The organism is Ruegeria sp. YKSF070 (assembly GCF_059612725.1).
Window position 1 is genome coordinate 1 of record NZ_JBXWRD010000058.1, and the last position, 25,000, is coordinate 25,000.

Annotated in this window: 22 protein-coding genes and 1 tRNA gene; 16 read left to right on the forward strand and 7 right to left on the reverse strand. The window is 63.6% G+C overall.

From position 1 onward, the window contains the following. From AC2FL1_RS20330 to AC2FL1_RS20355, 6 genes are all read right to left on the reverse strand, one after another. On the reverse strand, positions 1 to 760 hold a 760-nt coding region (locus AC2FL1_RS20330), incomplete at its 3' end, for an agmatinase family protein (protein ID WP_496878124.1). Further along, positions 757 to 1,926 (reverse strand): carboxynorspermidine decarboxylase, encoded by a 1,170-nt coding sequence (gene nspC, locus AC2FL1_RS20335; protein ID WP_496878125.1) that lies wholly within the window; start codon positions 1,924 to 1,926, stop codon positions 757 to 759. The genes AC2FL1_RS20330 and nspC, both read right to left, overlap by 4 nt. Before the next feature lie 105 nt (positions 1,927 to 2,031). Further along, positions 2,032 to 3,243 carry a saccharopine dehydrogenase family protein gene (locus tag AC2FL1_RS20340; RefSeq protein WP_496878126.1) on the reverse strand — a complete coding sequence of 404 codons (1,212 nt, stop codon included), beginning with the start codon at positions 3,241 to 3,243 and terminating at the stop codon, positions 2,032 to 2,034. A gap of 174 nt (positions 3,244 to 3,417) precedes the next feature. Then, positions 3,418 to 3,966 carry a hypothetical protein gene (locus AC2FL1_RS20345; protein ID WP_496878127.1) on the reverse strand — a complete coding sequence of 183 codons (549 nt, stop codon included), beginning with the start codon at positions 3,964 to 3,966 and terminating at the stop codon, positions 3,418 to 3,420. Further along, positions 3,963 to 5,852 (reverse strand): biosynthetic arginine decarboxylase, encoded by a 1,890-nt coding sequence (speA, locus tag AC2FL1_RS20350; protein WP_496878128.1) that lies wholly within the window; start codon positions 5,850 to 5,852, stop codon positions 3,963 to 3,965. The genes AC2FL1_RS20345 and speA overlap by 4 nt, the downstream gene beginning before the upstream one ends. Before the next feature lie 233 nt (positions 5,853 to 6,085). Beyond that, positions 6,086 to 6,754, reverse strand: coding sequence for a GntR family transcriptional regulator (locus AC2FL1_RS20355; RefSeq protein WP_496825979.1), 669 nt, complete (start codon positions 6,752 to 6,754; stop codon positions 6,086 to 6,088). 152 nt (positions 6,755 to 6,906) lie between these two features. On the opposite strand from AC2FL1_RS20355, the gene AC2FL1_RS20360 reads away from it, so the two are divergent. From AC2FL1_RS20360 to AC2FL1_RS20435, 16 genes are all read left to right on the forward strand, one after another. Next, a complete protein-coding gene (locus AC2FL1_RS20360) occupies positions 6,907 to 7,857 on the forward strand; it encodes a dihydrodipicolinate synthase family protein (RefSeq protein WP_496878129.1) in 951 nt (316 codons plus the stop codon). 10 nt (positions 7,858 to 7,867) lie between these two features. Further along, positions 7,868 to 9,298, forward strand: a complete 1,431-nt coding sequence (locus AC2FL1_RS20365) for an aldehyde dehydrogenase family protein (protein WP_496878130.1) — start codon at positions 7,868 to 7,870, stop codon at positions 9,296 to 9,298. Further along, positions 9,295 to 10,539, forward strand: a complete 1,245-nt coding sequence (locus AC2FL1_RS20370; RefSeq protein WP_496878131.1) for an NAD(P)/FAD-dependent oxidoreductase — start codon at positions 9,295 to 9,297, stop codon at positions 10,537 to 10,539. Before AC2FL1_RS20365 ends, AC2FL1_RS20370 begins: the two co-directional genes overlap by 4 nt. Positions 10,540 to 10,545: 6 nt before the next feature. Continuing rightward, the gene (locus AC2FL1_RS20375) at positions 10,546 to 11,547 is read left to right on the forward strand and encodes a 4-hydroxyproline epimerase (RefSeq protein ID WP_496878132.1); all 1,002 of its coding nucleotides are present in this window, start codon (positions 10,546 to 10,548) and stop codon (positions 11,545 to 11,547) included. 13 nt (positions 11,548 to 11,560) lie between these two features. Then, positions 11,561 to 13,234, forward strand: a complete 1,674-nt coding sequence (gene lhpI, locus AC2FL1_RS20380) for a cis-3-hydroxy-L-proline dehydratase (RefSeq protein ID WP_496878133.1) — start codon at positions 11,561 to 11,563, stop codon at positions 13,232 to 13,234. Positions 13,235 to 13,246: 12 nt separating this feature from the next. After that, positions 13,247 to 14,272, forward strand: a complete 1,026-nt coding sequence (locus tag AC2FL1_RS20385; RefSeq protein ID WP_496878134.1) for a trans-3-hydroxy-L-proline dehydratase — start codon at positions 13,247 to 13,249, stop codon at positions 14,270 to 14,272. A 158-nt stretch (positions 14,273 to 14,430) separates the two neighbouring features. Next, positions 14,431 to 16,164: an ABC transporter substrate-binding protein gene (locus AC2FL1_RS20390; protein ID WP_496825965.1), complete on the forward strand. Its 1,734-nt coding sequence runs from the start codon at positions 14,431 to 14,433 to the stop codon at positions 16,162 to 16,164. A gap of 114 nt (positions 16,165 to 16,278) precedes the next feature. Further along, the gene (locus AC2FL1_RS20395; RefSeq protein ID WP_496878135.1) at positions 16,279 to 17,343 is read left to right on the forward strand and encodes an ABC transporter ATP-binding protein; all 1,065 of its coding nucleotides are present in this window, start codon (positions 16,279 to 16,281) and stop codon (positions 17,341 to 17,343) included. A 7-nt stretch (positions 17,344 to 17,350) separates the two neighbouring features. Further along, positions 17,351 to 18,436, forward strand: a complete 1,086-nt coding sequence (locus AC2FL1_RS20400; RefSeq protein ID WP_496825961.1) for an ABC transporter ATP-binding protein — start codon at positions 17,351 to 17,353, stop codon at positions 18,434 to 18,436. After that, a complete protein-coding gene (locus AC2FL1_RS20405; protein ID WP_496878136.1) occupies positions 18,433 to 19,296 on the forward strand; it encodes a carbohydrate ABC transporter permease in 864 nt (287 codons plus the stop codon). The genes AC2FL1_RS20400 and AC2FL1_RS20405 overlap by 4 nt, the downstream gene beginning before the upstream one ends. An 11-nt stretch (positions 19,297 to 19,307) precedes the next feature. Next, positions 19,308 to 20,105 (forward strand): carbohydrate ABC transporter permease, encoded by a 798-nt coding sequence (locus AC2FL1_RS20410; protein WP_496825957.1) that lies wholly within the window; start codon positions 19,308 to 19,310, stop codon positions 20,103 to 20,105. Continuing rightward, positions 20,105 to 20,383, forward strand: a complete 279-nt coding sequence (locus AC2FL1_RS20415) for a DUF2160 domain-containing protein (protein WP_496878137.1) — start codon at positions 20,105 to 20,107, stop codon at positions 20,381 to 20,383. Before AC2FL1_RS20410 ends, AC2FL1_RS20415 begins: the two co-directional genes overlap by 1 nt. Positions 20,384 to 20,470: 87 nt before the next feature. Then, on the forward strand, positions 20,471 to 20,866 hold the full coding sequence (locus tag AC2FL1_RS20420) for a BlaI/MecI/CopY family transcriptional regulator (protein ID WP_234143020.1): 396 nt from the start codon (positions 20,471 to 20,473) through the stop codon (positions 20,864 to 20,866). After that, complete coding sequence (locus tag AC2FL1_RS20425; RefSeq protein ID WP_496825955.1) at positions 20,856 to 21,989, forward strand: M56 family metallopeptidase; 1,134 nt, start codon at positions 20,856 to 20,858, stop codon at positions 21,987 to 21,989. The genes AC2FL1_RS20420 and AC2FL1_RS20425 overlap by 11 nt, the downstream gene beginning before the upstream one ends. Positions 21,990 to 22,074: 85 nt before the next feature. After that, the gene (locus AC2FL1_RS20430) at positions 22,075 to 23,067 is read left to right on the forward strand and encodes an NADPH:quinone reductase (RefSeq protein WP_496825953.1); all 993 of its coding nucleotides are present in this window, start codon (positions 22,075 to 22,077) and stop codon (positions 23,065 to 23,067) included. 104 nt (positions 23,068 to 23,171) lie between these two features. After that, a tRNA-Gln gene (locus AC2FL1_RS20435) sits at positions 23,172 to 23,246 on the forward strand. Here AC2FL1_RS20435 and AC2FL1_RS20440 read toward each other — a convergent pair. Continuing rightward, entirely contained in the window at positions 23,232 to 24,809 is a 1,578-nt protein-coding gene (locus AC2FL1_RS20440; protein ID WP_496878138.1) for a recombinase family protein, read from the reverse strand. The two genes, AC2FL1_RS20435 and AC2FL1_RS20440, sit on opposite strands and share 15 nt — an antisense overlap. Positions 24,810 to 25,000 lie beyond the last annotated feature (191 nt).

Sequence of the window (25,000 nt, forward strand, 5' to 3'; positions counted from 1 at the left end):
CGTCAAGGCCAACGCATTTGCGGCCCTTGAGCGCGTTCTCGACCAGATGCAGCGCCTGATAATAGCCGAGGCCGCCCGGCACCGGCGTGCCGGTTGCGGGCATCTGGGCCGGGTCCAGCCCGTCGACATCGAAACTGACATAGACCAGCTCGGGGAAATCCTCGGGCAGGTCGATGGCGTGGATATTGTCGGTGACCAGCTCCTCGGCATCCTTATAGAACACGCCGTGTTTGGCACGCTCGTCCATTTCCTGCTGGCAGAGGGCGCGGACGCCGAATTGCGCCAGGCGAATGCCCTCCTCGGCGAGCAGATGCATGACCGATGCATGAGAGTGTTTCTCGCCCTGATAGGCGATGCGCAGGTCGGCATGGGCGTCGACCTGCACAAGCCCCAGTGGCTGACCCAGGGCGCGCGCTACGCCCATCACCGCGCCGAAGCTGAGCGAATGTTCACCCCCCAGCGTGACCGGTACTTGGCCTGCGCGGATGGCGGCCTCGGTCCGCTGGGCGAGGCGCTCCATCACCTCGGACAGCGGGCCGTCGCAGTCGAGCGGCGGTTCGGTGAAGATGCCCTGCGCGCAGGGCTCGGCGCCGTTTGTAATGCGTTCCAGCTCGTTAGACGCTTCGATGATCGCACTGGGCCCCCCCGCCGTGCCCGAACCGTAAGAGACGGTCCTTTCCAGCGGCACCGGGATGATGCGGAAACGGGCGTCCTCACCCCGTTCGGCGGCGGTGAGTTCGCTGTCGAGGAAGATGCTCATGAGAGGCGCTCCTTGAAGTCGGAATAGTCGAATTGGCGCACGATGCGCAGCGCGTCGGTGTCGCTGTTCCACAGCGCGATGGTGGGCAGGGGCACGCCGTTGAAGGTGTTGGTCTTGACCATCGAATAATGCGCCTGATCGAGAAAGGCGAAGCGCTGGCCGATGGTCAGCGGCTGGTCCCAGGTGTAATCGCCGATCACGTCCCCGGCGAGGCAGGAGGGGCCGCCCAGGCGATAGGTATGGCCGCTGTCGGCCTCGTCCATCAGGGCGGGGCGATAGGGTGCCTCGATCACGTCGGGCATGTGGCAGGTGGCCGAGATATCGGTGATGGCGAGGTCCATGCCATTGGTCGGCAGGTCGAGGATTTCACCGACGAGGATACCAGCATCCAGCGCCACCGCCTCGCCGGGTTCGAGATAGACGTCGAGCCCGTGTTTTTCCCGGATACCCTTGATGAAGCGCACCAGCACGTCGCGGTCGTAGTCGGCGCGGGTGATGTGATGACCGCCGCCGAAATTGAGCCATTTGAGGCCGGGCAGATAGGGAGCGAGTTTTGGCTCTACCGCAGCCCAGGTCCGCGCGAGCGGGTCAAACCCCTGTTCGCAGAGCGTGTGCATGTGTAGCCCGTCGACCCCTTCTAAGGCCTCAGCCGTCAGCTGGCTGACCGGGGTGCCGAGGCGCGAGCAGGGCGCGCAGGGATCGTATTTCGGGATCTCGCCTTCGGAATGCTCGGGGTTGATCCTGAGACCCACCTGAACGCCCGCCGCCTGAGCGCGGGTCAGGAAACGATCCTTTTGCGCCGGGCTGTTGAAGATGATGTGATCGCTGAGCGACAGGATCTCGTCGATATCCTGTTCCTTGTACCCGGCGCAGAAGGTGGCGACTTCGCCACCATATTCCTCGCGTCCCAATCGCGCCTCGTAGATGCCGCTGGCGCAGGTGCCGCCGAGGTATTGGCGCACCAGCGGGGCGAGGGCGAACATGGAAAACGCCTTGAGCGCCGACAGCACGTGCGCGCCGGAGCGGTCGGAGATATCCTTGAGGATCGCCAGATTGCGCTCGATGGCCATCTCGTCCACCACGAAACAGGGGGTAGGCACGCGGGAGAGCTCGAAGCGGCGGAAGGCGCCAGCGTCACCGGCCTGGGTTTGCATCACATCTGCCATATCCGGCGTCTCCGTGAGGCGGAGAGGCCGGGGGGCGCTGCCCCCCGGACTCCCCGAGGTATTTTCAAACAGAAGAAAGGGCGCGGGCGCCCGTTGCCCACAAGGTCAGAAAGAGACCGGACCGTCGAGTTCATGGACCTGCCACGGCAGGCCGTGAGTGTTCAGCATGTCCATGAAGTCATCGGGGTCGAGCTGTTCCATGTTCCACACGCCCGGTTCCACCCAGTTGCCCTTGAGCACCTGCGCCGCGCCGATCATCGCAGGCACGCCGGTGGTGTAGCTAACCGCTTGGCTACCCACTTCGCGGAAGCATTCCTCGTGGTCGCAGATGTTGTAGATGTAATAGGTCTTCTCGCCCGAGCCGTCCTTGGCCTGGCCCGTGGCGATATCGCCGATGCAGGCCTTGCCCTTGGTTTCCTCGGCCAAGGTGCCGGGGTCGGGCAGCAGGGTTTTCAGGAACTGGATCGGGATGATTTCCTTGCCGTCATGCATGACCGGGTCGATGCGGGTCATGCCGACGTTTTCCAGCACGCGTGCGTGCATGATATAGGCATCGCCGAATGTCATCCAGAAGCGGGCGCGCTCGATCTCGGGGAAGTGGGTCGAGAGACTCTCCAGTTCCTCGTGATACATCAGGTACATGTTCTTGGGCCCGATGCCGGGGAAGTCGAACTCGACCTTGTGGGTCATGGCGGGCGTGACCTGCCAGTCACCGTTTTCCCAGTGCCGCGCCTCGGCCAGAACCTCGCGCAGGTTGATCTCGGGGTTGAAATTGGTGGCAAAGGCCTGCTCGTTCGAACCGCCATTGGCGTCCAGCACGTCGATCTGGCGGATGGTTTCGAGCTTGTGCTTTTTCAGCCAGGTGGCAAAGACCGAGGTCACGCCCGGATCGAAGCCGGACCCCAAGATTGCGGTCAGACCCGCCTCCTTGAACTTGTCCTGATAGGCCCATTGCCAGTGGTATTCGAACTTGGCCACATCCTCGGGCTCATAGTTGGCGGTATCGAGGTAGTGGCACCCGGCCTCGAGGCAGGCATCCATCAGCTTGAGGTCCTGATAGGGCAGGGCGAGGTTCACGAGGATCTCGGCGCCTGTCTCCTTGATGAGCGCGACGGTGGCGGCCACGTCCATCGCATCCAGCGCGGCGGTCTGGATGGTGACCCCGGTGCGCTCCTTGACCGAGGCGGCGATGGCGTCGCATTTCGCCTTGGTCCGGCTGGCCAGAGTGATCTCGGTGAAGATGTCGGAATTCATGGCCATCTTGTGAACGGCGGCGTGGCTGACGCCACCTGCGCCGACAACGAGTGTTTTGCCCATGGGAAAGTCTCCTCTGGCTGGTGGGTTATTCGTAATAGGTGTATCTCTTTTCGGAGGAGACTAACACCGTTGCGGAGTAATCAGGTGGTTCGGTTGTGACCGTGCCTGAAAAGGTCTGGGCTGTTGTTCGTGCCCAGTTAGTTTCAGTATTTTCGCGTAGCAAGAAAAACATGGCTATGACCCGTTTCCATGAAGGCCTGCAAGAATGTCATCGTAGATGTTCTGGATCTGAGCAGTGCAGGAAGCCAAAGCGGCATATTCTACACGATCAAAATACGATACAATGCGACCCAATCTTTCGGTTGTTGCCTCAAGCTCGGCTAAGGTGAGGTTCATCTGAATGCCATTCATCATGGTAAAGATCACAACGCTTGTCCGCGCGCCGTCGTTCACACGAACGCCGCTGATCCCGTGCGCGAGCCGGTTCCGAATGTGAAGGCCGCCCGCGACCTGGCTGTAGATCTCGTCAATGAGAGCCATGTGGCTGGGTTTGTTTAGCGCGATGGTCTTGTGCAGGTCTTGCCAACGATTCAAGGAACGAAGGATGCCATGGGTCGGCTGATGTCCCGCGACCCTTTCCAGTTGTGTGATGGACTTTCTCAACTCGTCTTCAAGATACGCCCACATGAAGAAATGCGCACCCACCGCTTCTCGCAGATCACGCAAGCCGAATGTTTCAGGGATTGATGGCCCGCCGTGGTCGCAGCTCGGTCTTTGTTTCATTCGTAGTAGGTGTAGCCGTTGATGCTGTCGCGGTAGGCGCCGATGATCAGCTTGCGTTCGCTGGCCTTGAGGCAACCGTTAGAAATGGCGCCATCGACCAGCTTGCGAAAGGCGGCGACGCAATCGGCCGGGTCGTATTCGACATAAGAGAGCACCTCGGAAATGGTGTCGCCCTCCTGCTCGTGCAGCAAGTCGAACCCGCCATCGGCGCGCAGGTCGATGGTGACCACGTTGGTGTCGCCAAAGAGGTTGTGCAGATCGCCCAAAGTCTCCTGATAGGCGCCGACGAAGAAGACACCGAGGTAATAGTCCTGATCCTCTGGCAGCGAATGAACCGGCAAGGAGGGCGATACGCCGTCTGTCAGGATGAAGCGGTCGACCTTGCCGTCGCTGTCGCAGGTGATGTCGGACAGGACCGCGCGGCGGTCGGGCGCCTCGTTCAGCATCTGAAGCGGCACGATCGGATGCAACTGGTCGATGGCCCAGACATCGGGCAGCGACTGGAACAGGGAAAAGTTGCAGTGGTAGATATCGGCGATCTTTTCCATCTGGGCGTCCAGATCGGTCTCGGCCTCGACCTCGGCCACCATGGTCTTGATCCGCGCCATCAGCGACAGATAGATCCGTTCGGCCCGGGCCATCTGGCGCAGATCGACATAGCCACGGCGAAACAGGGCCCGCAATTCGTTGCGATAGAATGTGGCGTCGTTCCAGCATTCCTGAAGCCGCGCGGGCGTCAGATAGCCGTTCACTGCTGCCAGGTCGGTGACCAGATGGTGATCGTCGGGCTCGGTACCCGGCGCGGTGGGCGCGTCGTACAGCGTGCTTTCGAGCACGTTGAACACCAGCAGCGACGAGGTTGCCACCACCGCGCGGCCGCTTTCGGTGACGATGGTGGGATGCGCGATGCCGGCCTCGTCCATCGCATAGGCCACTGTTTCCACCACGTTGGCGCAATATTCCTCGACCGTGTAGTTGATCGAGTTCTCGGTGGCGCGTTTCTCGCCGGTGTAATCGACACCCATGCCGCCGCCCAGGTCCAGATGGCTGAGCGGCACGCCCTCGGCGCTGAGTTCGGTGAAATAGCGGCAGGCCTCGCCCACGGCGCGGCGCACGTCGTTGACGTCGGGCACCTGGCTGCCTAGATGCGAGTGCTGAAGTTTCAGGCAATGGATCAGCCCGGCATCGCGCAGCTTGTCGACCACGCGCACGAGCTGGTCGGTATTCATGCCGAAGGAAGAACGGTCGCCCGAGCTTTCGACCCATTTGCCGCTCAGCTGGTTGGTGAGCTTCACGCGCACACCCAGAAGCGGCTCGATCCCCAGCTCGTTGTAGACCTCGATAACGGTATCGGCCTCTTTCGGGCTTTCCAGCACGATGACGGTGTTGAACCCCAGCTTGCGGCTGAGGATGGCGAGGCGGATGAACTCGGCATCCTTGACCCCGTTGCAGACGATCAGCGCGTCCGAGGCCAGCTTGTGCGCCAACGCGATCACCAGTTCGGGTTTCGATCCAGCCTCAAGCCCGTAACTGTAGCGATGGCCGAACTCGACAATGCGGTCGATCACCTGCGCCTGCTGGTTGACCTTGATCGGAAACACGCCGCGATAGGCGCCCTTGTAGCCCGAGCGTTTGATGGCATCGGCGAAACTGTCGTTGATATGGGCGATCTCGTTCTCAAGATAGGAACTGATCCGCAGGATCATCGGGGCGCGAATGCCGCGCTGTTCCAGATCGTGCAGGATGCCGGGCAGGCTGACCGCGTCGGCCTCGGGGCGGAGCGGGTTTTTCAGCCCGATCTCACCCTCTTCTGTCACCACAATCAGGCCCTTGCCCCATTTGTCCACGCCATAGATGGAATGCGGTGCGTCAAGAGGATGTTTCAATCGGGTCGGCCTTTCCTGCGGCTGGGGCTCCGGTGTCGGTCGCCCTTTAAAGGCGGGGTTCGATTCGTCCAAGGCCAAACTTGCGGTGACCGCCAAGAGGCGTGCGAAACGGACTTCGGGTCGTTCGCGACCTGTTTTCCTAGTCGTTTTCAGGTAAGCATAACCAAGGATCGCAACAACTTGAAACCGTTTGTGGCGATTTGCCGGGAATCGGATGCGGATGGCGCGTGATGTTACCCGTTGCGCTGTTCCATATGCTCGGCCAGCGAGTCGCGCGCGCCTCGGATATGTTCGGCGGTCAGGGCGGCTGCGCGTTCGGCCTCTCCCTTGGCGCAGGCGTCGAGAATGGCGAGATGTTCGCGGCGGGCGCGCTCCATCCCGTCGCTCAGCACCAGTTGCGCGCGCAGATAGCGGTCGATCCGGTCCATCGCGTTTTCGATGACCCCCAGGTGATAGGGCAGGGCCGAGGCGCGGTAGAGCGTTTCGTGAAACTCACGGTTCAGGTCACCATAGTGCATCGGGTCGCTGGCGGCTGCAAAGCGTTCCAGGCAGGTGCGGGCGGTGTCGATCACCTCGGCCGTCATGTTGGGCACGGCCCGGCGCATCACCTCGGCCTCGACCAGCGCGCGGAAATCGAAGATCTCGGTCGCCTCGGCCATCGACAGGCCCGCCACCACGGCGCCCTTGTAGCGTTCGGTCTTCACCAACCCTTGCTGCTCCAGCATGGTCAGCGCCTCGCGCACCGGGATGCGGCTGGTGTTGAAACTGCGCGCGATCTCGTCCTGGCGCAGCGGTTCACCATCGGCCAGGTCGCCCTCGACAATCGCGCGGCGCAGGGCGGCAAAGATGATACTGGCCGCCGAGGCCGAGCGCCCAATGTCAACGGTTTGAAATTTCGCCATTTTCCACGCTGTCAGCTACCGCTTTTCCCGCAGGCTAACGCAACACGGCGGGGATGTAAAAATTTTATATTGAATATTGGATCCAATATCCGATAACAAGAGGGCATCTCGACTCAGGGCGGGTCCGGTGATCCGCGACGAAAGGACATTCCATGACCCAGACCGTTTTCTCCGGCACCATGCCGGCGCTGATGACCCCCTGCACCCCCGACCGCCGACCCGATTTCGACGCGCTGGTGCGCAAGGGGCGCGAGATGATCGCTGTTGGCATGTCGGCGGTGGTCTATTGCGGCTCGATGGGGGACTGGCCGCTGTTGACCGATGCCGAACGGATGGAGGGCGTGGCGCGCCTGACCGCCGCCGGGGTGCCGGTGATCGTGGGAACGGGGGCGGTCAACACCGCCTCGGCCGTTGCCCATGCCCGCCACGCGGCCGAGGTCGGCGCGCGCGGTTTGATGGTGATCCCGCGCGTGTTGTCGCGCGGCAGTTCGATGGCGGCGCAACGCGCTCATTTCGCGGCGATCCTGTCGGCGGCGCCCAACCTGCCGGCGGTGATCTACAACAGCCCCTACTACGGCTTTGCCACCCGCGCCGATCTGTTCTTTGACCTGCGCCGGGCGCATCCCAACCTGATCGGGTTCAAGGAGTTCGGCGGCAAGGCCGACCTGCGCTATGCCGCCGAGGCGATCACTTCGCAGGACGATGGTGTGACGCTGATGGTCGGGGTCGATACCGCCGTCTTTCATGGTTTCGTCAATTGCGGGGCCGAGGGGGCGATCACCGGTATCGGCAACGCGCTGCCGCGCGAGGTGCTGCATCTGGTCGTGCTCTGCCGCCGTGCGGCGGCGGGCGATCCGGTGGCGCGGCAGCGCGCGCAGGAGCTGGAAGAGGCGCTGGGGGTATTGTCGTCCTTTGACGAGGGGCCGGACCTTGTCCTTTACTACAAGCATCTGATGGTGCTGAACGGCGAGCCGGAATACAGCCTGCATTTCAACGAGACCGACGCGTTGAGCGACAGCCAGCGCGGCTATGTCGAGCGGCAATACGCCCTGTTCCGCGCCTGGTATGCCGGTTGGTCGCAGCAGCTCGACCTGGCGGCCTGAGGCGACGAGCATGGAGTATCGCAATTTCATCGGCGGCGACTGGGTCGCCTGCGGTACGGGCCGCGCCAATGTGAACCCCTCGGATGTGACCGATATCGTCGGTCACGCGGCGCAGGCCGGAGAGGGGGAGTTGGATGCCGCCATTGCCGCCGCCCAAGCGGCCGCACCGCTTTGGGCCGCATCGACCCCGCAACAGCGCTTCGATGCGCTTGATTTCACCGGCACCGAGTTGTTGGCGCGCAAGGAGGAACTGGGGCGGCTCTTGTCGCGGGAAGAGGGCAAGACGCTGGCCGAGGGGATCGGCGAAGTGGCGCGGGCCGGGCAGATCTTCAAGTTCTTTGCCGGTGAGGCGCTGCGCCAGACCGGCGACCGGCTGGCCTCGGTCCGACCCGGGGTCGAGGTCGAGGTCACCCGCGCGCCTGTGGGCGTAGTCGGGCTGATCACGCCCTGGAACTTTCCCATCGCGATCCCGGCCTGGAAAGTCGCCCCGGCGCTGGCCCATGGCAATGCGGTGGTGCTGAAACCCGCCGACCTGGTGCCGGGATGTGCTCATGCGCTGGTCGAGATTCTGTCGCGCGCGGGCCTGCCCGCAGGCGTGGTGAACCTGGTGATGGGGCGCGGGTCCGAGCTGGGTCCGCGTCTGGTAGCGGATGCGCGGGTGAACGCGATTTCCTTCACCGGGTCGGTGCCCACCGGGCGCGGTATCGCGGCGGCCTGTGGGGCGGCGATGAAGAAGGTGCAGCTGGAGATGGGCGGCAAGAACCCGATGGTGGTTCTGGACGATGCCGATCTGGATCTGGCGGTGGCCGGCTGCCTCAATGGCGCGTTCTTTTCCACCGGCCAGCGCTGCACCGCCTCGTCGCGGCTGATCGTGACCGAGGGCGTGCATGACCGTTTCGTGGCGGCGCTGACGGCGGCGATGCGCGATCTTCGGGTGGGCGATGCGCTGGACCCGGCAACCCAGATGGGGCCGGTTGTGGATGCGCGGCAGTTGGAGCAGAACCTGGACTATATCGAGATCGCGCGAAGTGAAGGCGGCACTGTCACCGGCGGCGAGCGGTTGGAGCTGGACAAGGACGGGTTCTACATGGCCCCGGCCCTGATAACCGAAACCACGCCCGACATGCGTATCAACCGCGAAGAGGTGTTCGGCCCCGTCGCCTCGGTCCTTTGCGTGCGGGACTATGACGAGGCGCTGGCGGTGGCAAATGCCACCGAATTCGGCCTGTCGGCAGGGATTTGCACCACCTCGCTGAAACATGCGAGCCATTTCAAGGCCAATGCGCGCGCGGGCATGGTGATGGTCAACCTGCCCACCGCTGGGGTGGACTATCATGTGCCCTTTGGCGGCACCAAGGGGTCGAGCCATGGGGCGCGCGAACAGGGGACCTATGCCACCGAGTTCTACACCACCGTCAAGACCGCCTATACGCTGCCATGACACGCGGTGTCGAGGTCATCGTCATCGGGGCTGGCGTGGTCGGCATCACCTGCGCGCTGGCCCTGCAAGTGGCTGGCTACACAGTCACGGTGCTGGACCGCAAGGGGGTCGCGGCCGAGGCGTCGGCGGGTAATGCCGGGGCTTTTGCCTTTGCCGATGTGATCCCGCTGGCGACGCCGGGGATCATGCGCAAGGCGCCGAAATGGCTGCTTGATCCGCTGGGTCCGCTGTCGGTCCCGCCCGGTTACGCCGCGCGGATCGCGCCCTGGATGGTCCGGTTCTGGCGGGCCAGTTGGCGCGACCGCTATGCCAGTGCGCTGGCAGCGCAGGCGGCGCTGATGCGGCTGAGCGCCGAGGCGCTGGACACGCTGATTGCCGAGACCGGCGCGCGGGCGCTGGTCCGCGACGAGGGGCAATTGCAGCTCTACGAAGGGCAGCGCGCCTATGAGGCGAGCCTGCCCGGCTGGGAGACCCGCGCAGCCCATGGGGTCGCGTTCCACCTGCTCGACCGGCCCGAGGCGATTGCCGAGATCCAGCCGGGCCTGTCGCCACGCTTCACCCATGCCGGATTCACCCCCGGTTGGCGCAATGTGACCGATCCCGCGCAATGGGTCGCGCATCTGGCGGATGTCTTCCGGGCGCGGGGCGGTCGGATCGAGATCGCCGAGGTCCGTGCCTTGCGGCAAGAGGGTGAGACGGTGACGATCGACTGTGCCGATGGTGCCCGCCGGGCGGACCGGGCGGTGATCTGCGCCGGGGCCTGGTCGCATCACTTGGCGCGGACGCTGGGCGACGACATCCCGCTGGAAACCGAGCGCGGCTATAACACCACCCTGCCTGCGGGCGCCTTCGATCTGCGCACGCATCTCACTTTTCCCGATCACGGTTTTGTTGTCTCGCGCATCGGGCAGGGTGTGCGTGTCGGCGGCGCGGTGGAGCTGGGCGGGTTGAAACGCCCGCCCAACTGGCGTCGGGCCGAAGTGCTGCTCGACAAGGCGCGCGGTTTCCTGCCCGGTCTGCGAGCCGAGGGTGGGACACAGTGGATGGGGTTCCGCCCCTCGCTGCCTGACAGCCTGCCGGTGATCGGCCCGGCCCCGTGCGCGGATCGCGTCACCTATGCCTTTGGCCACGGCCATCTGGGCCTGACCCAATCGGCGGGCACGGCGGCGCTGGTCGCTGCGCTTGTCACCGGGGCCGCGCCCCGGATCGACCTTTCCCCCTACGCTGCAACCCGTTTCTGAGGCACCATGACCCAGTTCACCTTTTCCTGTATCGACGGCCACACCTGCGGCAACCCTGTGCGCGTGGTCACCGGTGGCGCGCCGCGTCTGGAGGGCGCCACCATGCTGGAGCGCCGGGCGCATTTCCAGGCCGAGTTCGACTGGATCCGCACCGGTCTGATGTTCGAGCCGCGCGGCCATGACCAGATGTCGGGCAGCATCCTCTATCCCCCGACGCGCGCGGATTGCGATGTGGGGGTTCTCTATATCGAGACCTCGGGCTGTCTGCCGATGTGCGGGCATGGCACCATCGGCACGGTGACAACCGCCATCGAACACGGGCTGGTCACGCCGCGCACACCCGGTGTGCTGCGGCTGGATACGCCTGCCGGGCTGGTGGTGGCGGAATACCGGCAAGAGGGGCGGTTTGTCGAAGAGGTGCGGCTGACCAATGTGCCCGCCTATCTGCATGCCTCGGGTCTGAGCGCCTATGTCGAGGGGCTGGGCGAGGTCTCGGTCGATGTCGCCTATGGCGGTAATTTCTACGCCATTGTCGAGCCGCAGGCGGTGTTCCGCGATATTGCCGATCACCGGGCGCTGGACCTCGTGGGGTGGAGCCCGCGCCTACGCGCGGCGCTGAACGAGAAGTACACGTTCACCCACCCCGAGAAACCCGAGATCCAGGGGCTGTCGCATATCCTCTGGACCGGGCAGCCGACCCAGCCCGGCGCGGATGCGCGCAACGCGGTGTTCTATGGCGAAAAGGCCATCGACCGGTCGCCCTGTGGCACCGGAACCTCGGCCCGGATGGCGCAGCTGGCGGCGCGCGGCGCCTTGCGTCCCGGCGACGATTTCGTGCACGAGTCCATCATCGGCTCGCTGTTTCATGGCCGGGTCGAAGCGGCGGCAGAGGTCGGCGGCAGGCCGGGTATCATCCCCTCGATTGGCGGCTGGGCGCGGGTCACCGGCTTCAACACCATCTTCATTGACGCGCGCGACCCCTATGCCCATGGTTTCGTGGTGGCCTGAACAGGGAGGCGGGATGGCACACTGCATCGTGGCGGCCGAGGCGTCGGGGCCGGTTCTGGTCTTTGACGAGGGGTTGAGTTTCTGGGGCGGGGTCGATCCCGAGACGGGCCGGGTGATCGACGCGCATCACCCCCAACACGGCGCCGCATTGGCCGGGGCGGTGGTGATGATGCCGACAAGCCGGGGGTCATGCTCGGGCAGTGGCGTGCTGCTGGCGCTGGCGCTGAATGGCCACGCCCCGGCGGCGCTGGTGTTCCGTGAGGGCGAGGATATCCTGACACTCGGTGCCTTGGTCGCAGTCTGGATGTATGACCGGCCGGTCGCGGTGCTGCGCCTGTCGGCGTCGGAGTATGACGCGCTGGCGAAAGAGCCTTTGGCCGCGGTGACGCCTGATCGGCTGACGGCAGGGGCGCTGTCGCTGACATTGGAATCGCTCGCGGGCGAGATGTTGGACCTGAGCGCGGTGGACCGCGCCATGCTCTCCGAGGCGGCCGCGCCGCCGGTGCGGCTGGCGATGCGGATCATCTGCGCCATGGCGGCGGCGCAGGGGGCCGAACGGCTGACCGATGTCAGCCGCGCCCATATCGACGGCTGCATCTATCACAGTGAGGCCAATCTGCGTTTTGCCGAGGATATGGCCGCGATGGGCGGGCGGGTCTGTATCCCCACCACGATGAACGCGATCTCGGTCGATCATGCCAACTGGCGCGCGCAGGGCGTGCCGCCTGCGTTCGGCGGGCCGGCCAGTCGGCTGGCCGATGCCTATCTGCGGATGGGCGCGCGACCCAGTTTCACCTGTGCGCCCTATCTGCTGGAGGACATACCAAAGGTGGGCGAGGCCATCGCCTGGGCCGAGTCGAACGCGGTGGTCTATGCCAACAGCGTGCTGGCTGCGCGCAGCGTCAAACATCCCGATTACCTCGACCTGTGCATGGCGCTGACGGGCAGGGCGCCGCTGGCTGGCGTCTATCTGGATGCCAATCGAAAGGCGCAGGTGGAAATCCGGGTAGAGCGGCCTGAGGACGCAGACGACGCGTTCTGGCCGCTCTTGGGCTATCTGGCCGGGCGGCTGGCGCCGGACCGTATCCCTCTCCTCACCGGGCTGGAGGACAGCGCGCCGTCCGAGGATGACCTCAAGGCGCTCTGTGCTGCTTTCGGCACCACTTCGGCGGCGGCGATGCTGCATGTAGCGGGTGTCACGCCCGAGGCTGAAGGAGCCCTGGCCGAGGGAGCGGCGCGTATGGCTATCGTGCCGGGGGACTTCGCCCGCGCATGGGCGCAGTTCAATCCCGGGCCCGCGCGGGTGGAACTGGTGGCCATCGGCAGTCCGCATGCCTCGGCCCATGAATGTCGGGTATTGGCGGACCTGCTGGACGGGCGCCGGATCGCCAAGGGAGCCGCCGCCATTGTCACGATTGGCCGGGGCGAGCGTGACAAGTTAGCAGGCGACGGGGTATTGGCGCGCCTGCAAGCCTCGGGTGTGCAAGTCATCCCGGACCTCTGCTGGTGTTCGGTGACCGAGCCGGTACTGCCGCCCACCACGCGTACCATCATGACCAATTCGGGCAAATACGCCCATTACGGGCCGGGCCTGTCGGGCCGCGCCATGCGGTTCGGCAGCCTTGCGCACTGCGTCGAGGCCGCTGTGAGCGGACATGCGCCGGGGCGTCCCGGGTGGATTACCTGAGAAGGCTGAAAAATGCGCAGCAGCAAGACCATCCATGTGATTTCCGCCCATGCCGAGGGCGAGGTGGGCGATGTCATCGTTGGCGGCGTCGCGCCGCCACCGGGCGAGACCCTGTGGGCGCAGCGCAACTGGATCGCGCGCGACGGGCGGCTGAGGAACTTCATGCTGAACGAGCCGCGTGGCGGCGTGTTCCGGCATGTCAACCTGTTGGTGCCGCCCAAGGACCCGCGCGCCGATGCGGCCTTTATCATCATGGAACCCGAGGACACGCCGCCGATGTCCGGGTCGAACTCGATCTGCGTGGCGACCGTGCTGCTCGACAGCGGGTTGGTCGAAATGGTCGAGCCGGTGACCGAACTCGTGCTCGAAGCCCCCGGAGGGCTGGTGGATGTGCGAGCCGAATGCCGGAGTGGGAAGGCCGAGCGCATATTCGTGCGCAACCTGCCGTCCTTTGCCGCGCAGATCGATGTCTCGCTGGATGTGCCCGGTGTCGGGCGGGTGACTGTGGACACGGCCTTTGGTGGAGACAGTTTCGTTGTGGTTCGACCGCAGGATTTAGGCGTGCAAATCGCCCGAGACCGGGCGCGGGACCTGGCCGAAATGGGCATCGCCATCACCAATGCGGCCAATGCGCAGCTGGGCTTTCACCACCCGGAAAGCCCGGAGTGGCGGCATATCTCCTTTTGCCTCTTTGCAGGTGAGATCGAACGGCGGGACGGGGTCTTGCGCGCCGCTTCCGCCGTGGCGATCCAGCCCGGCAAGATCGACCGCTCGCCCACCGGCACCGCCGTGTCGGCGCGTATGGCGATCCTGCATGCGCGGGGCGAGATGGCCGAGGGGGAACAGTTTGTCGCGACCTCGATCATCGGGTCCAAATTCTCCGGTCGCATTGCCGGGCTGACAAGCGTCGGCGACCGCCCGGCAATCCTTCCCGAGATTTCGGGGCGGGGCTGGATCACCGGCATTCATCAGCACATGCTGGACCCCAGCGACCCCTGGCCCGAAGGATATCGCCTGCGCGATACTTGGGGAGTCTGACGCGTGATTTCATTTTGTTTTCGTAAATTATGGTTATAATGCAAATATATACATGAAACTAAAAATTTAGTTTGACAATTTGCGCGCCCATGTGAAAGCTAAATGACAGTCAGGTGCCGCAGAGCATTTCTGGCGTTGCAGACAACAGGGAGGAAAAGATGCGCAGGTATCTTTTGTCCGCAGCCGCGGTATGCGCCGTGGTCGCGGGACAGGCAGCCTATGCCGACGAGGCCGCTGCCAAGAAGTGGATTGACGAAGAGTTCCAGCCCTCGGTCCTGTCCAAGGACGAGCAAATGGCCGAGATGCAATGGTTCATCAAGGCGGCCGAGCCTTATGCGGGCATGGAAATCAACGTGCTGTCCGAGGGCATTCCCACGCACAGCTACGAATCCGAAGTGCTGACCAAGGCATTCGAGGAAATCACCGGCATCAAGGTGAACCACCAGATCCTGGGCGAGGGCGAGGTCGTTCAGGCCGTGCAGACCCAGATGCAGACCAAGCGGAACCTGTATGACGCCTATGTCAACGATTCCGACTTGATCGGCACCCATTCGCGCCTTCAACTGGCATATAACCTGACCGACATGATGGCGGGTGATTTCAAGGACGTGACCAACCCCGGTCTCGACCTGGATGATTTCATGGGCACTCAGTTCACCACCGGTCCCGATGGCGATCTGTACCAGCTGCCCGACCAGCAATTCGCCAACCTCTACTGGTTCCGCAAGGATTGGTTCGACCGCGAGGACCTGAAAGCGGCGTTCAAGGCCAAATATGGCTACGAGCTGGGCGTGCCGGTCAACTGGTCGGCCTATGAGGATATCGCCGAGTTCTTCAGCGAGGACGTCAAGGAAATCGACGGCACCGCGATCTATGGCCACATGGATTACGGCAAGCGCGCGCCTGACCTCGGCTGGCGGATGACCGACGCCTGGCTGTCGATGGCCGGTGCCGGATCCAAGGGTGAGCCCAACGGTATCCCGATCGACGAATGGGGTATTCGCATGGAAGCCGGTTCGTGCAACCCGGCGGGTGCCAGCGTGACCCGCGGTGGCGCGGCAAACGGCCCGGCGGCGGTCTATGCGATTCGCAAGTGGGACGAATGGCTGCGCAAATATGCGCCTCCGGGTGCGGCGTCTTATGACTTCTACCAGTCGCTGCCGGCACTGGCCCAAGGCAACGTGGCCCAGCAGATCTTCTGGTACACCGCCTTTACTGCCGATATGGTCAAGCCGCAGTCCGAAGGCAACAACACCGTGGATGGTGACGGCAACCCGCTGTGGCGGATGGCGCCCAGCCCGCATGGCCCCTATTGGGAAGACGGCCAGAAGGTCGGCTATCAGGACGTGGGATCGTGGACCATTCTCAACTCCACCCCGCTGGATCGTGCACAGGCGGCTTGGCTCTATGCCCAGTTCGTGGTCTCCAAGACCGTCGACGTGAAGAAAAGCCATGTTGGCTTGACCTTCATCCGCGACAGCTCGGTGAATCACGAGAGCTTCTCGGAACGCGCGCCGAAACTGGGTGGCCTGGTGGAATTCTATCGCTCGCCCGACCGCGTGCGCTGGTCGCCCACCGGCATCAACGTGCCTGACTACCCGAAGCTTGCCCAGATCTGGTGGCAGCAAATCGGTGACGTGAACTCGGGTGCCTTTACTCCGCAAGAGGCGATGGACCGTCTGGCGTTCGAAATGGACACCGTGATGGCCCGGATGCAGGCTGCGGACGAGGCGGCGAATGTCTATGGCGGCTGTGGCCCGCGCCTGAACGAAGAGAAGGACGCGGAATGGTGGTTCGCCAATGGCGGTGCCAAGCCCAAGCTGGACAACGAAAAGCCGCAGGGCGAGACCGTCAACTATGACGAGCTGGTCGCCCGCTGGTCCAAGAACTGATCTGGCTTCCTGATGGGCGGGGTCGTAAGTGAACCCGCCCACCCTCAGCCCCGGGGAACCTTCCGGTCTCCGGGGCCTCTCTGACCAAAAGAACCGGCCGAAAGCTTTGGGACGATGGCACTCGAACTTAGAAACGTAACCAAGCGCGTCGGCGCCAACCTGCATATCAAGGAAACCTCTCTGGTCCTTGAGACAGGTCACTTCAATGTCCTGCTCGGTGCGACCGGCGCTGGCAAGACCTCGCTGATCAAGATGATGGCCGGGCTCGACCCGGTGGCCAGCGGTCAAATCCTGATGGATGGCCAGGACGTGACCGGGCAGAGCACCCAGAAACGCAACATCAGCCTGGTGCACCAGTTTTTCATCAACTATCCGCATATGACGGTGTTCGACAACATTGCCTCGCCGCTCAAGGTGGCGGGCCTGCCGAAATCCGAGATACAGGGCCGGGTCGAACATGCCGCCGATATCCTGAAGCTGCGCCCGATGCTGCACCGGCGCCCGCACGAGCTGTCGGGCGGCCAGCAGCAACGCACCGCGCTGGCGCGTGCGATTGCCAAGGAAAGCCGCGCTGTGTTCCTGGACGAGCCGCTGGCCAATCTCGACTATAAACTGCGCGAGGAGTTGCGCGACCAGCTGCCCGACCTGTTCGCGGGCCGAGGCGCGGTGGTGGTCTATGCGACCTCGGAGCCTGAAGAAGCGCTGCTTCTGGGCGGGTATACGGCGCTGATGGAGGATGGCCGGGTAACCCAGTTCGGTCGCACCGCCGAGATCTATCGCGATCCTTCCAATGTACTGGCCGCGCAGGTGTTCTCGGACCCGCCGATCAACACGGCCGAGATCGTCAAGCAGGGCGATATCGCGCGCATGGGCACCGATGTCACCTGGACGCTCAGCGGACCGGCTGCTGGTCTGGCGGATGGCGCTTATGTCATCGCGATCCGGCCCCATCACGTATCGCCCGTCGCCTCGTCCGAGGCCACTGTCACCCTGTCCGGCCGGGTGCAGGTGACCGAGCTTTCGGGCTCGGAAAGCTCGGCGCATTTCGACATGGGCAGCGGCAGTTGGGTGTCGCTGGCACCGGGCGTTCACCCGTACCGGGTGGGCGAAATGCATGATTTCCATATGGATCCGTCGGCGGCCTATGTGTTTGCGCCCGATGGCTCCCGCGTGGCGTGAGGCGCAGATGGCGAAAATTACACTCTCCAAGCTGCGACACAGCTATTATCCGAACCCGAAAACGCCCGATGACTACGCGTTGAAGGAGATCGACCTCGACTGGACCGATGGCGGCGCCTATGCGCTGCTGGGGCCGTCGGGCTGTGGCAAGTCCACGCTTCTGAACATCATCTCGGGCCTGCTGGTCCCGTCCGAGGGGCGGATCCTGTTCGACGGGCAGGACGTGACCGAATTGCCTCCAGACAAACGCAACATCGCGCAGGTGTTCCAGTTTCCGGTGATCTACGACACGATGACCGTCTACGACAACCTCGCCTTTCCCCTGCGCAACCGGGGCCGGGATGAGGCCACGGTGCGCGAGCGCGTGACTGCCATTGCCGAGATGCTGGAACTGTCCGACCTGCTCGACCGCAAGGCCGCGCATCTGAGCCCGGACAACAAGCAGAAGATCTCGATGGGCCGGGGACTGGTGCGTCAGGACGTCAACGTGGTGATGTTCGACGAACCGCTTACCGTGATCGACCCGCATCTGAAGTGGAAGCTGCGCTCCAAGCTCAAGGAACTGCACCAGCGGGTGCGCGCCACCATGATCTATGTCACCCATGACCAGACCGAGGCGCTGACATTCGCCGATCAGGTGGTGGTGATGCAAGAGGGCGAGGTGGTGCAGATCGGCACCCCGGTCGAACTGTTCGACCGGCCCGCCCATACCTTTGTGGGCCATTTCATCGGCTCGCCCGGCATGAACATCCTGCCCGCCGACCTGTCGGATGGGGTGGCACGGTTCGCCGGTCAGGCGATCCCGCTCGAAGGGCCGATCACCGCTATGCCTGGCGCCCGGACCGAGATCGGCGTCCGCCCTGAATTTGTATCGCTGTGCCAGTCGGGCCTGCCCGCGACCGTCACCAAGGTCTCGGATGTGGGGCGGCATACGGTGGTGGAATGCGACGTGGCCGGCAGCCGCGTCAATGCCATCGTCAGTGGACCCGGCCCTGAACGGGGCGCGATGGTGCAACTGGATTTCCGCCGCGACCAGACCCGGCTGTATGCCGATGGCTGGCTGGCGACCGAGGCCGCGGAGGGCGCCGCATGAAGACCGAAAATCAAAAGGCCTGGTTCTTTGTCCTGCCGGTGTTGTTGTTGGTGGCGTTCAACGCGCTGATCCCGATGATGACGGTGGTCAACTATTCGGTGCAGGAGACGTTCGGCGACAACCTGTTCTTCTGGCAGGGGCTGGGTTGGTTCGAGCAGATCCTGCGCTCGGACCGGTTTCACGCGGCGCTGGGGCGGCAGTTCCTGTTCACCTTCCTGATCCTGATCATCGAGGTGCCGCTGGGCATCGCCATTGCTCTGTCGATGCCGCGCAAAGGGTTCTGGGTGCCGGTCTGCCTGGTGCTGATGGCGCTGCCGATGCTGATCCCGTGGAACGTTGTGGGGGCGATGTGGAACATCTTTACCCTGCCAGACATTGGCCTGTTGGGCTATTTCCTGAACCATGTCATGGGCATAAACTATGACATGACGCAGGACCCGCTGGCGGCCTGGATCACCATCGTCACCATGGATGTCTGGCACTGGACCTCGTTGGTGGTGCTGCTCAGCTATGCGGGCCTCGTGTCGATCCCTGACGCCTATTATCAGGCGGCCAAGATCGACGGGGCGTCGAACTGGGCGGTATTCCGGTTCATCCAGCTGCCCAAAATGAAAACGGTTCTGACCATCGCGATCCTTCTCAGGTTCATGGATAGCTTCAACATCTATACCGAGCCTTTCGTGATGACCGGGGGCGGTCCCGGCAACTCGACCACGCTTTTGTCCATCGACCTGGTCAAGATCGCGCTGGGGCAGTTCGACCTGGGTCCGGCGGCCGCGATGAGCCTGATCTATTTCGCCATTACCCTGCTGGTCAGCTGGCTGTTCTACACGCTTATGACCAAGGACGATCAGAACTGAGGACGACAGACATGCAGAAACGAACCCTCGTCCCCATCGCCTATATCCTGTTCCTGATGCTGCCGATCTATTGGCTGGTGGCGATGAGTTTCAAGACGACCAACGAGATCCTAGCCGGGTTCTCGCTGTTCCCGCAAACCTTCACGCTGGAAAACTACCGGGTCATCTTCACCGATCCGACCTGGTATTGGGGCTATATCAACTCGATCCTCTACGTCACGCTGAACACGGTGATCTCGGTCGCGGTGTCGCTGCCGGCGGCCTATGCCTTCAGCCGGTATCGGTTCCTGGGCGACAAGCAGCTGTTCTTCTGGCTGTTGACCAACCGGATGGCGCCGGCGGCGGTGTTTGCGCTGCCGTTCTTCCAGCTCTATTCGGCTGTTGGGCTGTTTGATACCCATCTGGCGGTGGCGCTGGCGCATTGCCTGTTCAACATCCCGCTCGCGGTCTGGATCCTCGAAGGCTTCATGCGTGGCATCCCCAAGGAGCTGGACGAGACCGCCTTTGTCGACGGCTATTCCTTTCCCCGCTTCTTTGCCACCATCTTTGTCCCCTCGATCAAGGCGGGCGTCGGGGTGGCGGCCTTCTTCTGCTTCATGTTCTCGTGGGTCGAGATGCTGCTGGCCAAGACGCTGACAGCGGTCGACGCGAAGCCCATCGCGGCCACCATGACCAAGACCGCGTCAAGTGCGGGGTACGAGCTGGGCCTGCTGGCGGCGGCGGGGACATTGACGATCATTCCGGGCGCGATCGTGATCTGGTTCGTCCGCAACTACATCGCCAAGGGTTTTGCGATGGGGAGGGTGTGATGCTTTCATGGATGGCCTGGACCTGGCCCACCGCGCTTTTGTTCATCGGCATCTTCAGCGCCATCGGGGTGCTGGTGGTGCTTGAAATCCGGCACCCGGGCGGCGATGCCCGCAAGGGGGTGCTGGGCCTGACCACCACCCGGGGCGACCGGCTGTTCATCAGCCTGTTGGGCAGCAGCTATATCTTCCTGGCCTGGCTGGGGCTTGTCGGCCTGCCGCTGTGGGTGCCACTCGGGCTGGCACTGGCCTGGGGTACCTTCTGTTTCTGGAAGGTGTAAGCGCCCACCTGCTAAGAAAATAGTTTTCAACCGCCCTTTCAGCCCCTAGCATGAATCGGAACAAGGACGATGCGGAAAATCGAGCCGATGGCGCGCAAACAGGAACGCTCCCTGCTGACCGAGGTCGAACTGGAATTCATGACCGTGGTCTGGGAAATCGGCAGCGGTACCGTGCGTGATATTCTGGCCGAGCTTAACAAGGCGCAGACCCGCGCCTATACCTCGGTCGCGACGGTATTGAAGATCATGGAGCAGAAGGGCTTTCTGACCTCCGAGCGGCATGACCGCTCGCTTGTCTACCGCCCGGCCGTTCCCAAGGAAGACTACCAACGAACGACACTCAAGGACCTTTCGAGCAAGCTTTTCGACGGCGCACCGGCGGCATTGGTCGCCCGGCTTGTCGACGACGAAGAGGTGACGGACGACATGCTCGAAAGCATGCGGGCCTTGCTGAACGAAAGGTTGGGGGACAATGGACGGTGAAGTTCTTCTCAATGCCTATCTCGATCTGAATCTTCTGCTGGTCGCGGGTGTCGCGATCTGGTCGCTGCTCCGATGGGCGGTAATGAAAACCCGGCTGGGCACTGCCTATTTGCCGCAATTGCGGCTTCTGAACGGGCTGACCGTTCTGCTGGTGGCCTCGCCGTTGTTGGCGCTGATGATCACAACCTGGATTGTCGCCCATCCCCCCAATATCCCGGATTTGCTGGTGCGGCAGTACCTGCATGGCAATGTCGGTCTCAGCGCCAGCCAGTTCGAGGCCCTGCTGGGCCTGCGCGAGGATATGGTGCGCGCCCTGCTGGCACAGCACGAGGTCTGGGCCCGGGTGGTGGTGGCGGCCTTTCTGGCCGGCGCGCTGTTCTGTGCCCTGCATATGGGCCTGTCGGTGCTGCGGCTGACCCACAGTCTGCGCGGCGCCCATCTGTGGAAACGCATCGGGCGGGTGGAACTCCTGATCAGCGACACCGCCCGTGTCGCCTATTCCACCCGCGGGGTGCGCAATCGCTATGTGGTGCTGCCCTCGGCGTTGCTCGAGGCGCCGCAGGACCTGCGGATGACCGTCGCACACGAGTTGCAGCATTTCCGCCAGAGTGACATCGAATGCGAGTTCCTGCTTGAACTGTTGCGCCCGCTGCTGTTCTGGAATCCGGCCTTTTTCCTGTGGCGTCGCCAGGTGCGGATGCTGCGAGAATATGCCTGTGACCAGGCGCTGATGGCACGCCCGCATTTCGACATGCGCGCCTATTGCGAGTGCCTGATCCGGGCCTGCCAGGTGGCCGCGCAGAACCCGGTGCTTTTTGCTCGCACCACCCCCACGGTGGCCCTGGTGGACCGGCGCGAGACGCGCCGTCCCTCGACGCTACAAAGTCGCATAGTGGCGCTGACCGCCACCCGTCAGGATACCGCCGGGCCTGGGGTCTGGCTGCTCATTTCAGGGCTGCTGATGGCCTCGGTTCTGACGACGATGCTGGTCATGCAGCGTTCGTCGGACTGGAGCCATGATCGCATCATGCTGTCTACCATCGTCAATCTGGAACGCATGGCCCAGCGCAATGCGACCGTCAGCAGCCCGTTCCAGGGTGGTTTCGTGGTGGCGACAGACTGAAACGGTGGGCCGGCTTTGGGATTTGCGATTCAGCTTGGTCTGAAAACCGTCTAAGCTGTCGCAGATTTGAAACCGGAGACCCGTGATGAAAGCCGTCCTTTACCGTGCCTTTGGCGCCGCGCGCGATGTCCTGCAATTGGAGGAGCTGCCCACGCCCCGGCCCGGTCCGGGAGAGGTACTGGTCGATCTGACGTTCTCAGGTGTGAACCCTTCGGATGTCAAGGCGCGGGCCGGCGCGCGCGCCGGCGTCACCGAGCTGCCTTATCCCGCCATCGTACCCCACAGCGACGGGTCCGGTGTAATCCGTTCGGTGGGCGACGGGGTCGATGCTGGCCGGGTGGGCGAACGGGTCTGGCTGTGGAACGGGCAATGGGGCCGCGCGATGGGGACCTGTGCCGAACAGATAGCGCTGCCCTCGGAACAGGCGGTGCCGCTGCCGCCGGATGTCAGCCTGGAAACCGGTGCGGTACTGGGCATTCCCGGCCTGACGGCGGCGCATGTGGTGTTCTCGGGCGGCCCCGTCAATGGGCGGACAGTGCTTGTTCAAGGTGGCGCCGGGACGGTGGGCTATCTTGCCGTGCAACTGGCGAAATGGGGCGGCGCCCGCGTTATTGCCACTGCAAGCCCCGGCGCGACCGAGCGCCTGCGGGCGGCGGGTGCGGACGCGGTGCTGGACTATGCCGATCCGGATTTGGCCGCGGCGGTTCTGGCAGCCAATGATGACGCCCCCGTAGACCGGATCGTCGAGGTGGAGTTCGGCGCCAATGCCGAGGTGGACGCCGCCGTTATCGCGCCGAACGGGCGCATCAATGCCTATGGCTCTGCCCGGGTGATGGCTCCGGTTCTTCCTTTCTACCCGCTGATGTTCAAATCGGTGACGCTCGAAACGGCGTTGGTCTACCTGCTGGATGCCACCAACCGCCAGGCCGCGATCGACCGTGTACATGCCGCGCTGACCTCCGGCGCCCTGTCCTGCCCGATCCAGGAAACCTTTGATCTTAATGCCACCGCCGCCGCGCACGAGGCAGTTGAGCGGGGCGCGCGCAACGGCGCCATTCTGGTGCGGACCGGTGGTTGAACCGCGTCCACGAGGAGGGATCGAAAAATCGTGAGCGGTGCCGAAATTTTTCCCCCAAACCTCTTGCGCAGCCTTCCGAGGTTGCGTAGATAGCCGCTCACTGTTGGGGTGTAGCCAAGTGGTAAGGCAACGGTTTTTGGTACCGCGTACCGTAGGTTCGAATCCTACCACCCCAGCCAAATATCATTCTTACCGGATTTCGTCTGATCATCGGCCGCTGCGCTCTCAGCAACAGCCGTAGTTTCCGCCAAAAGATCAAAAGGTTGTCGGAAGGTGGCGACCACCTCCCCATCCTCCCAGGTACAGTTCGATAGCACGAAATTCAGAAGCCGCCGCTTCTCGCGGGCCGGCTGGCGTTCGAACAGGGCCTGCGCGTTCCGGGCCAGTTCGAGAATCCGCAAACCCTCTTCCATGTAGGACTGCTCGGCTTCCTCGTGGCGCTCGATGTCCCGCTGCAGGCGGCGCTGCTCCTCGCGCCACTTGCCCGACATCTCCTCAAAGAACGCGCCGGTGATCTTCCCGTCGAGCTTGTCGACATACATCGCGCTGATCCGCTCGCCGAGGCGGGCGTGCTCGGCCTGCAGCCGGGCGATCGCCTCTTCGTGCTCGCGGCGCTCGTCGGCGTGGCTGGCGTGCAGTGCCTCGCGCACCCACTCAAGCACCTCGTCGTCGAAGCGAAGCCGGCCGAGCATGGCGGTGAACTGCTGCTCCAGCAACTCCTCGCGCACATACTTCCGACGGCACGAGGCAGGCTCGCCTCGGCATTTGTCGGCGTAGCCGGTGCAGTGATAGTAGATGTATTTCTGCTTCTTGATCTCGCCGACCACCGAACAGCCGCATCGCGCGCAAGCGATCAGGCCGGAGAAGGCGAAGTCATGCGTCATGCGGCGGTGCTTGCTCGCGTTCCGGCCGTCCATCACGCCCTGCACCCGCTCCCACAACTCGACCGGCACCAGCGCTTCGTGCTTGCCCTGATAGAGCTTGCCGTTCCACTCGAACCAGCCGGTGTAGAGACGGTTGCGCAGGATCGAGTGCACTGTGCTGGTCGGCACCGGTGCGCCGCTTTTCTTGTAGGCAAGCCCGGCGGCGCGGGCTTTCTTGGCGACCTCCTTCAGCGCGTATTCGCCGGTCGCATACCACTCGAAGAGCTTGGTGATGATCGGCGCGACCTCAGGGTCGACGGCGATCACCTTGCGCCCGTCCGGACCGGTGACGTTCAGGTAGCCGAGCGGTGTCTTGGTCGGCCAAATGCCCTGCTCGGCCTTCTCCTGCATGCCCTTGCGGGCTTCCTCCGACAGGTTGTCGATGTAGTTCTTCGCCATCAGCACCTTGATGCCGTGCATGAACTTCTCGGACGAGCGCGAGTCGCGCGACAGGACCACCCCTTCCTTGGGGAAGTGGATCTCGGCATCCAGGTCGTCGACCGTCACCCAGTCCTTGAGGTTCCGATAGAGCCGGTCGGTCTTCTCGACCAGGATCACCCGCACGTCCGGATGCGCCCGCAGCCAAGTCACCATCTCGCCGAAGGCACCGCGGCCGGTCTGCTTGGCGGTCTCGACGTCCACATACTCCTTCGCCACGGTGAAGCCCTCTGCGGCGGCGTAATCCTTGAGCAGCTTCAACTGCGCAGGGATCGAGTAGCCCTCCTTCTCCTGCTCCTTGGAGGAGACACGGGCATAGATCACCGCACGCGTGCTGGGCGGCGGGGCGGAGGACTTGGGGGTGAGCGTTCTGGCTGGCATGGTGTTTAGTTAACAGTAAACAATGCGATCATCAAGCTGTCTGCGCCACCGTCGAGCGGTTGGAAAGCGCATATGCTTCGGCATGATTTAGAATGCCGAGCACCAAAGCCCTCAGGGTCGGGCCAGTTCTATCAGGGTCTGCGGGATCCGCGCCAACTACACCCAGGATCACATCGCCGGGGTCAGCGCTG

Coding starts and splice junctions, on each gene's coding strand:
- AC2FL1_RS20340 (WP_496878126.1), bottom strand. CDS start 3,243: ATGGGCAAAACACTCGTTGTCGGCGCAGGTGGCGTCAGCCACGCCGCC.
- AC2FL1_RS20420 (WP_234143020.1), top strand. CDS start 20,471: ATGGCGCGCAAACAGGAACGCTCCCTGCTGACCGAGGTCGAACTGGAA.
- AC2FL1_RS20415 (WP_496878137.1), top strand. CDS start 20,105: ATGCTTTCATGGATGGCCTGGACCTGGCCCACCGCGCTTTTGTTCATC.
- AC2FL1_RS20390 (WP_496825965.1), top strand. CDS start 14,431: ATGCGCAGGTATCTTTTGTCCGCAGCCGCGGTATGCGCCGTGGTCGCG.
- AC2FL1_RS20440 (WP_496878138.1), bottom strand. CDS start 24,809: ATGCCAGCCAGAACGCTCACCCCCAAGTCCTCCGCCCCGCCGCCCAGC.
- AC2FL1_RS20375 (WP_496878132.1), top strand. CDS start 10,546: ATGACCCAGTTCACCTTTTCCTGTATCGACGGCCACACCTGCGGCAAC.
- AC2FL1_RS20430 (WP_496825953.1), top strand. CDS start 22,075: ATGAAAGCCGTCCTTTACCGTGCCTTTGGCGCCGCGCGCGATGTCCTG.
- AC2FL1_RS20395 (WP_496878135.1), top strand. CDS start 16,279: ATGGCACTCGAACTTAGAAACGTAACCAAGCGCGTCGGCGCCAACCTG.
- AC2FL1_RS20365 (WP_496878130.1), top strand. CDS start 7,868: ATGGAGTATCGCAATTTCATCGGCGGCGACTGGGTCGCCTGCGGTACG.
- nspC (WP_496878125.1), bottom strand. CDS start 1,926: ATGGCAGATGTGATGCAAACCCAGGCCGGTGACGCTGGCGCCTTCCGC.
- AC2FL1_RS20425 (WP_496825955.1), top strand. CDS start 20,856: ATGGACGGTGAAGTTCTTCTCAATGCCTATCTCGATCTGAATCTTCTG.
- AC2FL1_RS20405 (WP_496878136.1), top strand. CDS start 18,433: ATGAAGACCGAAAATCAAAAGGCCTGGTTCTTTGTCCTGCCGGTGTTG.
- AC2FL1_RS20370 (WP_496878131.1), top strand. CDS start 9,295: ATGACACGCGGTGTCGAGGTCATCGTCATCGGGGCTGGCGTGGTCGGC.
- AC2FL1_RS20410 (WP_496825957.1), top strand. CDS start 19,308: ATGCAGAAACGAACCCTCGTCCCCATCGCCTATATCCTGTTCCTGATG.
- AC2FL1_RS20345 (WP_496878127.1), bottom strand. CDS start 3,966: ATGAAACAAAGACCGAGCTGCGACCACGGCGGGCCATCAATCCCTGAA.
- AC2FL1_RS20400 (WP_496825961.1), top strand. CDS start 17,351: ATGGCGAAAATTACACTCTCCAAGCTGCGACACAGCTATTATCCGAAC.
- lhpI (WP_496878133.1), top strand. CDS start 11,561: ATGGCACACTGCATCGTGGCGGCCGAGGCGTCGGGGCCGGTTCTGGTC.
- AC2FL1_RS20355 (WP_496825979.1), bottom strand. CDS start 6,754: ATGGCGAAATTTCAAACCGTTGACATTGGGCGCTCGGCCTCGGCGGCC.
- AC2FL1_RS20360 (WP_496878129.1), top strand. CDS start 6,907: ATGACCCAGACCGTTTTCTCCGGCACCATGCCGGCGCTGATGACCCCC.
- AC2FL1_RS20385 (WP_496878134.1), top strand. CDS start 13,247: ATGCGCAGCAGCAAGACCATCCATGTGATTTCCGCCCATGCCGAGGGC.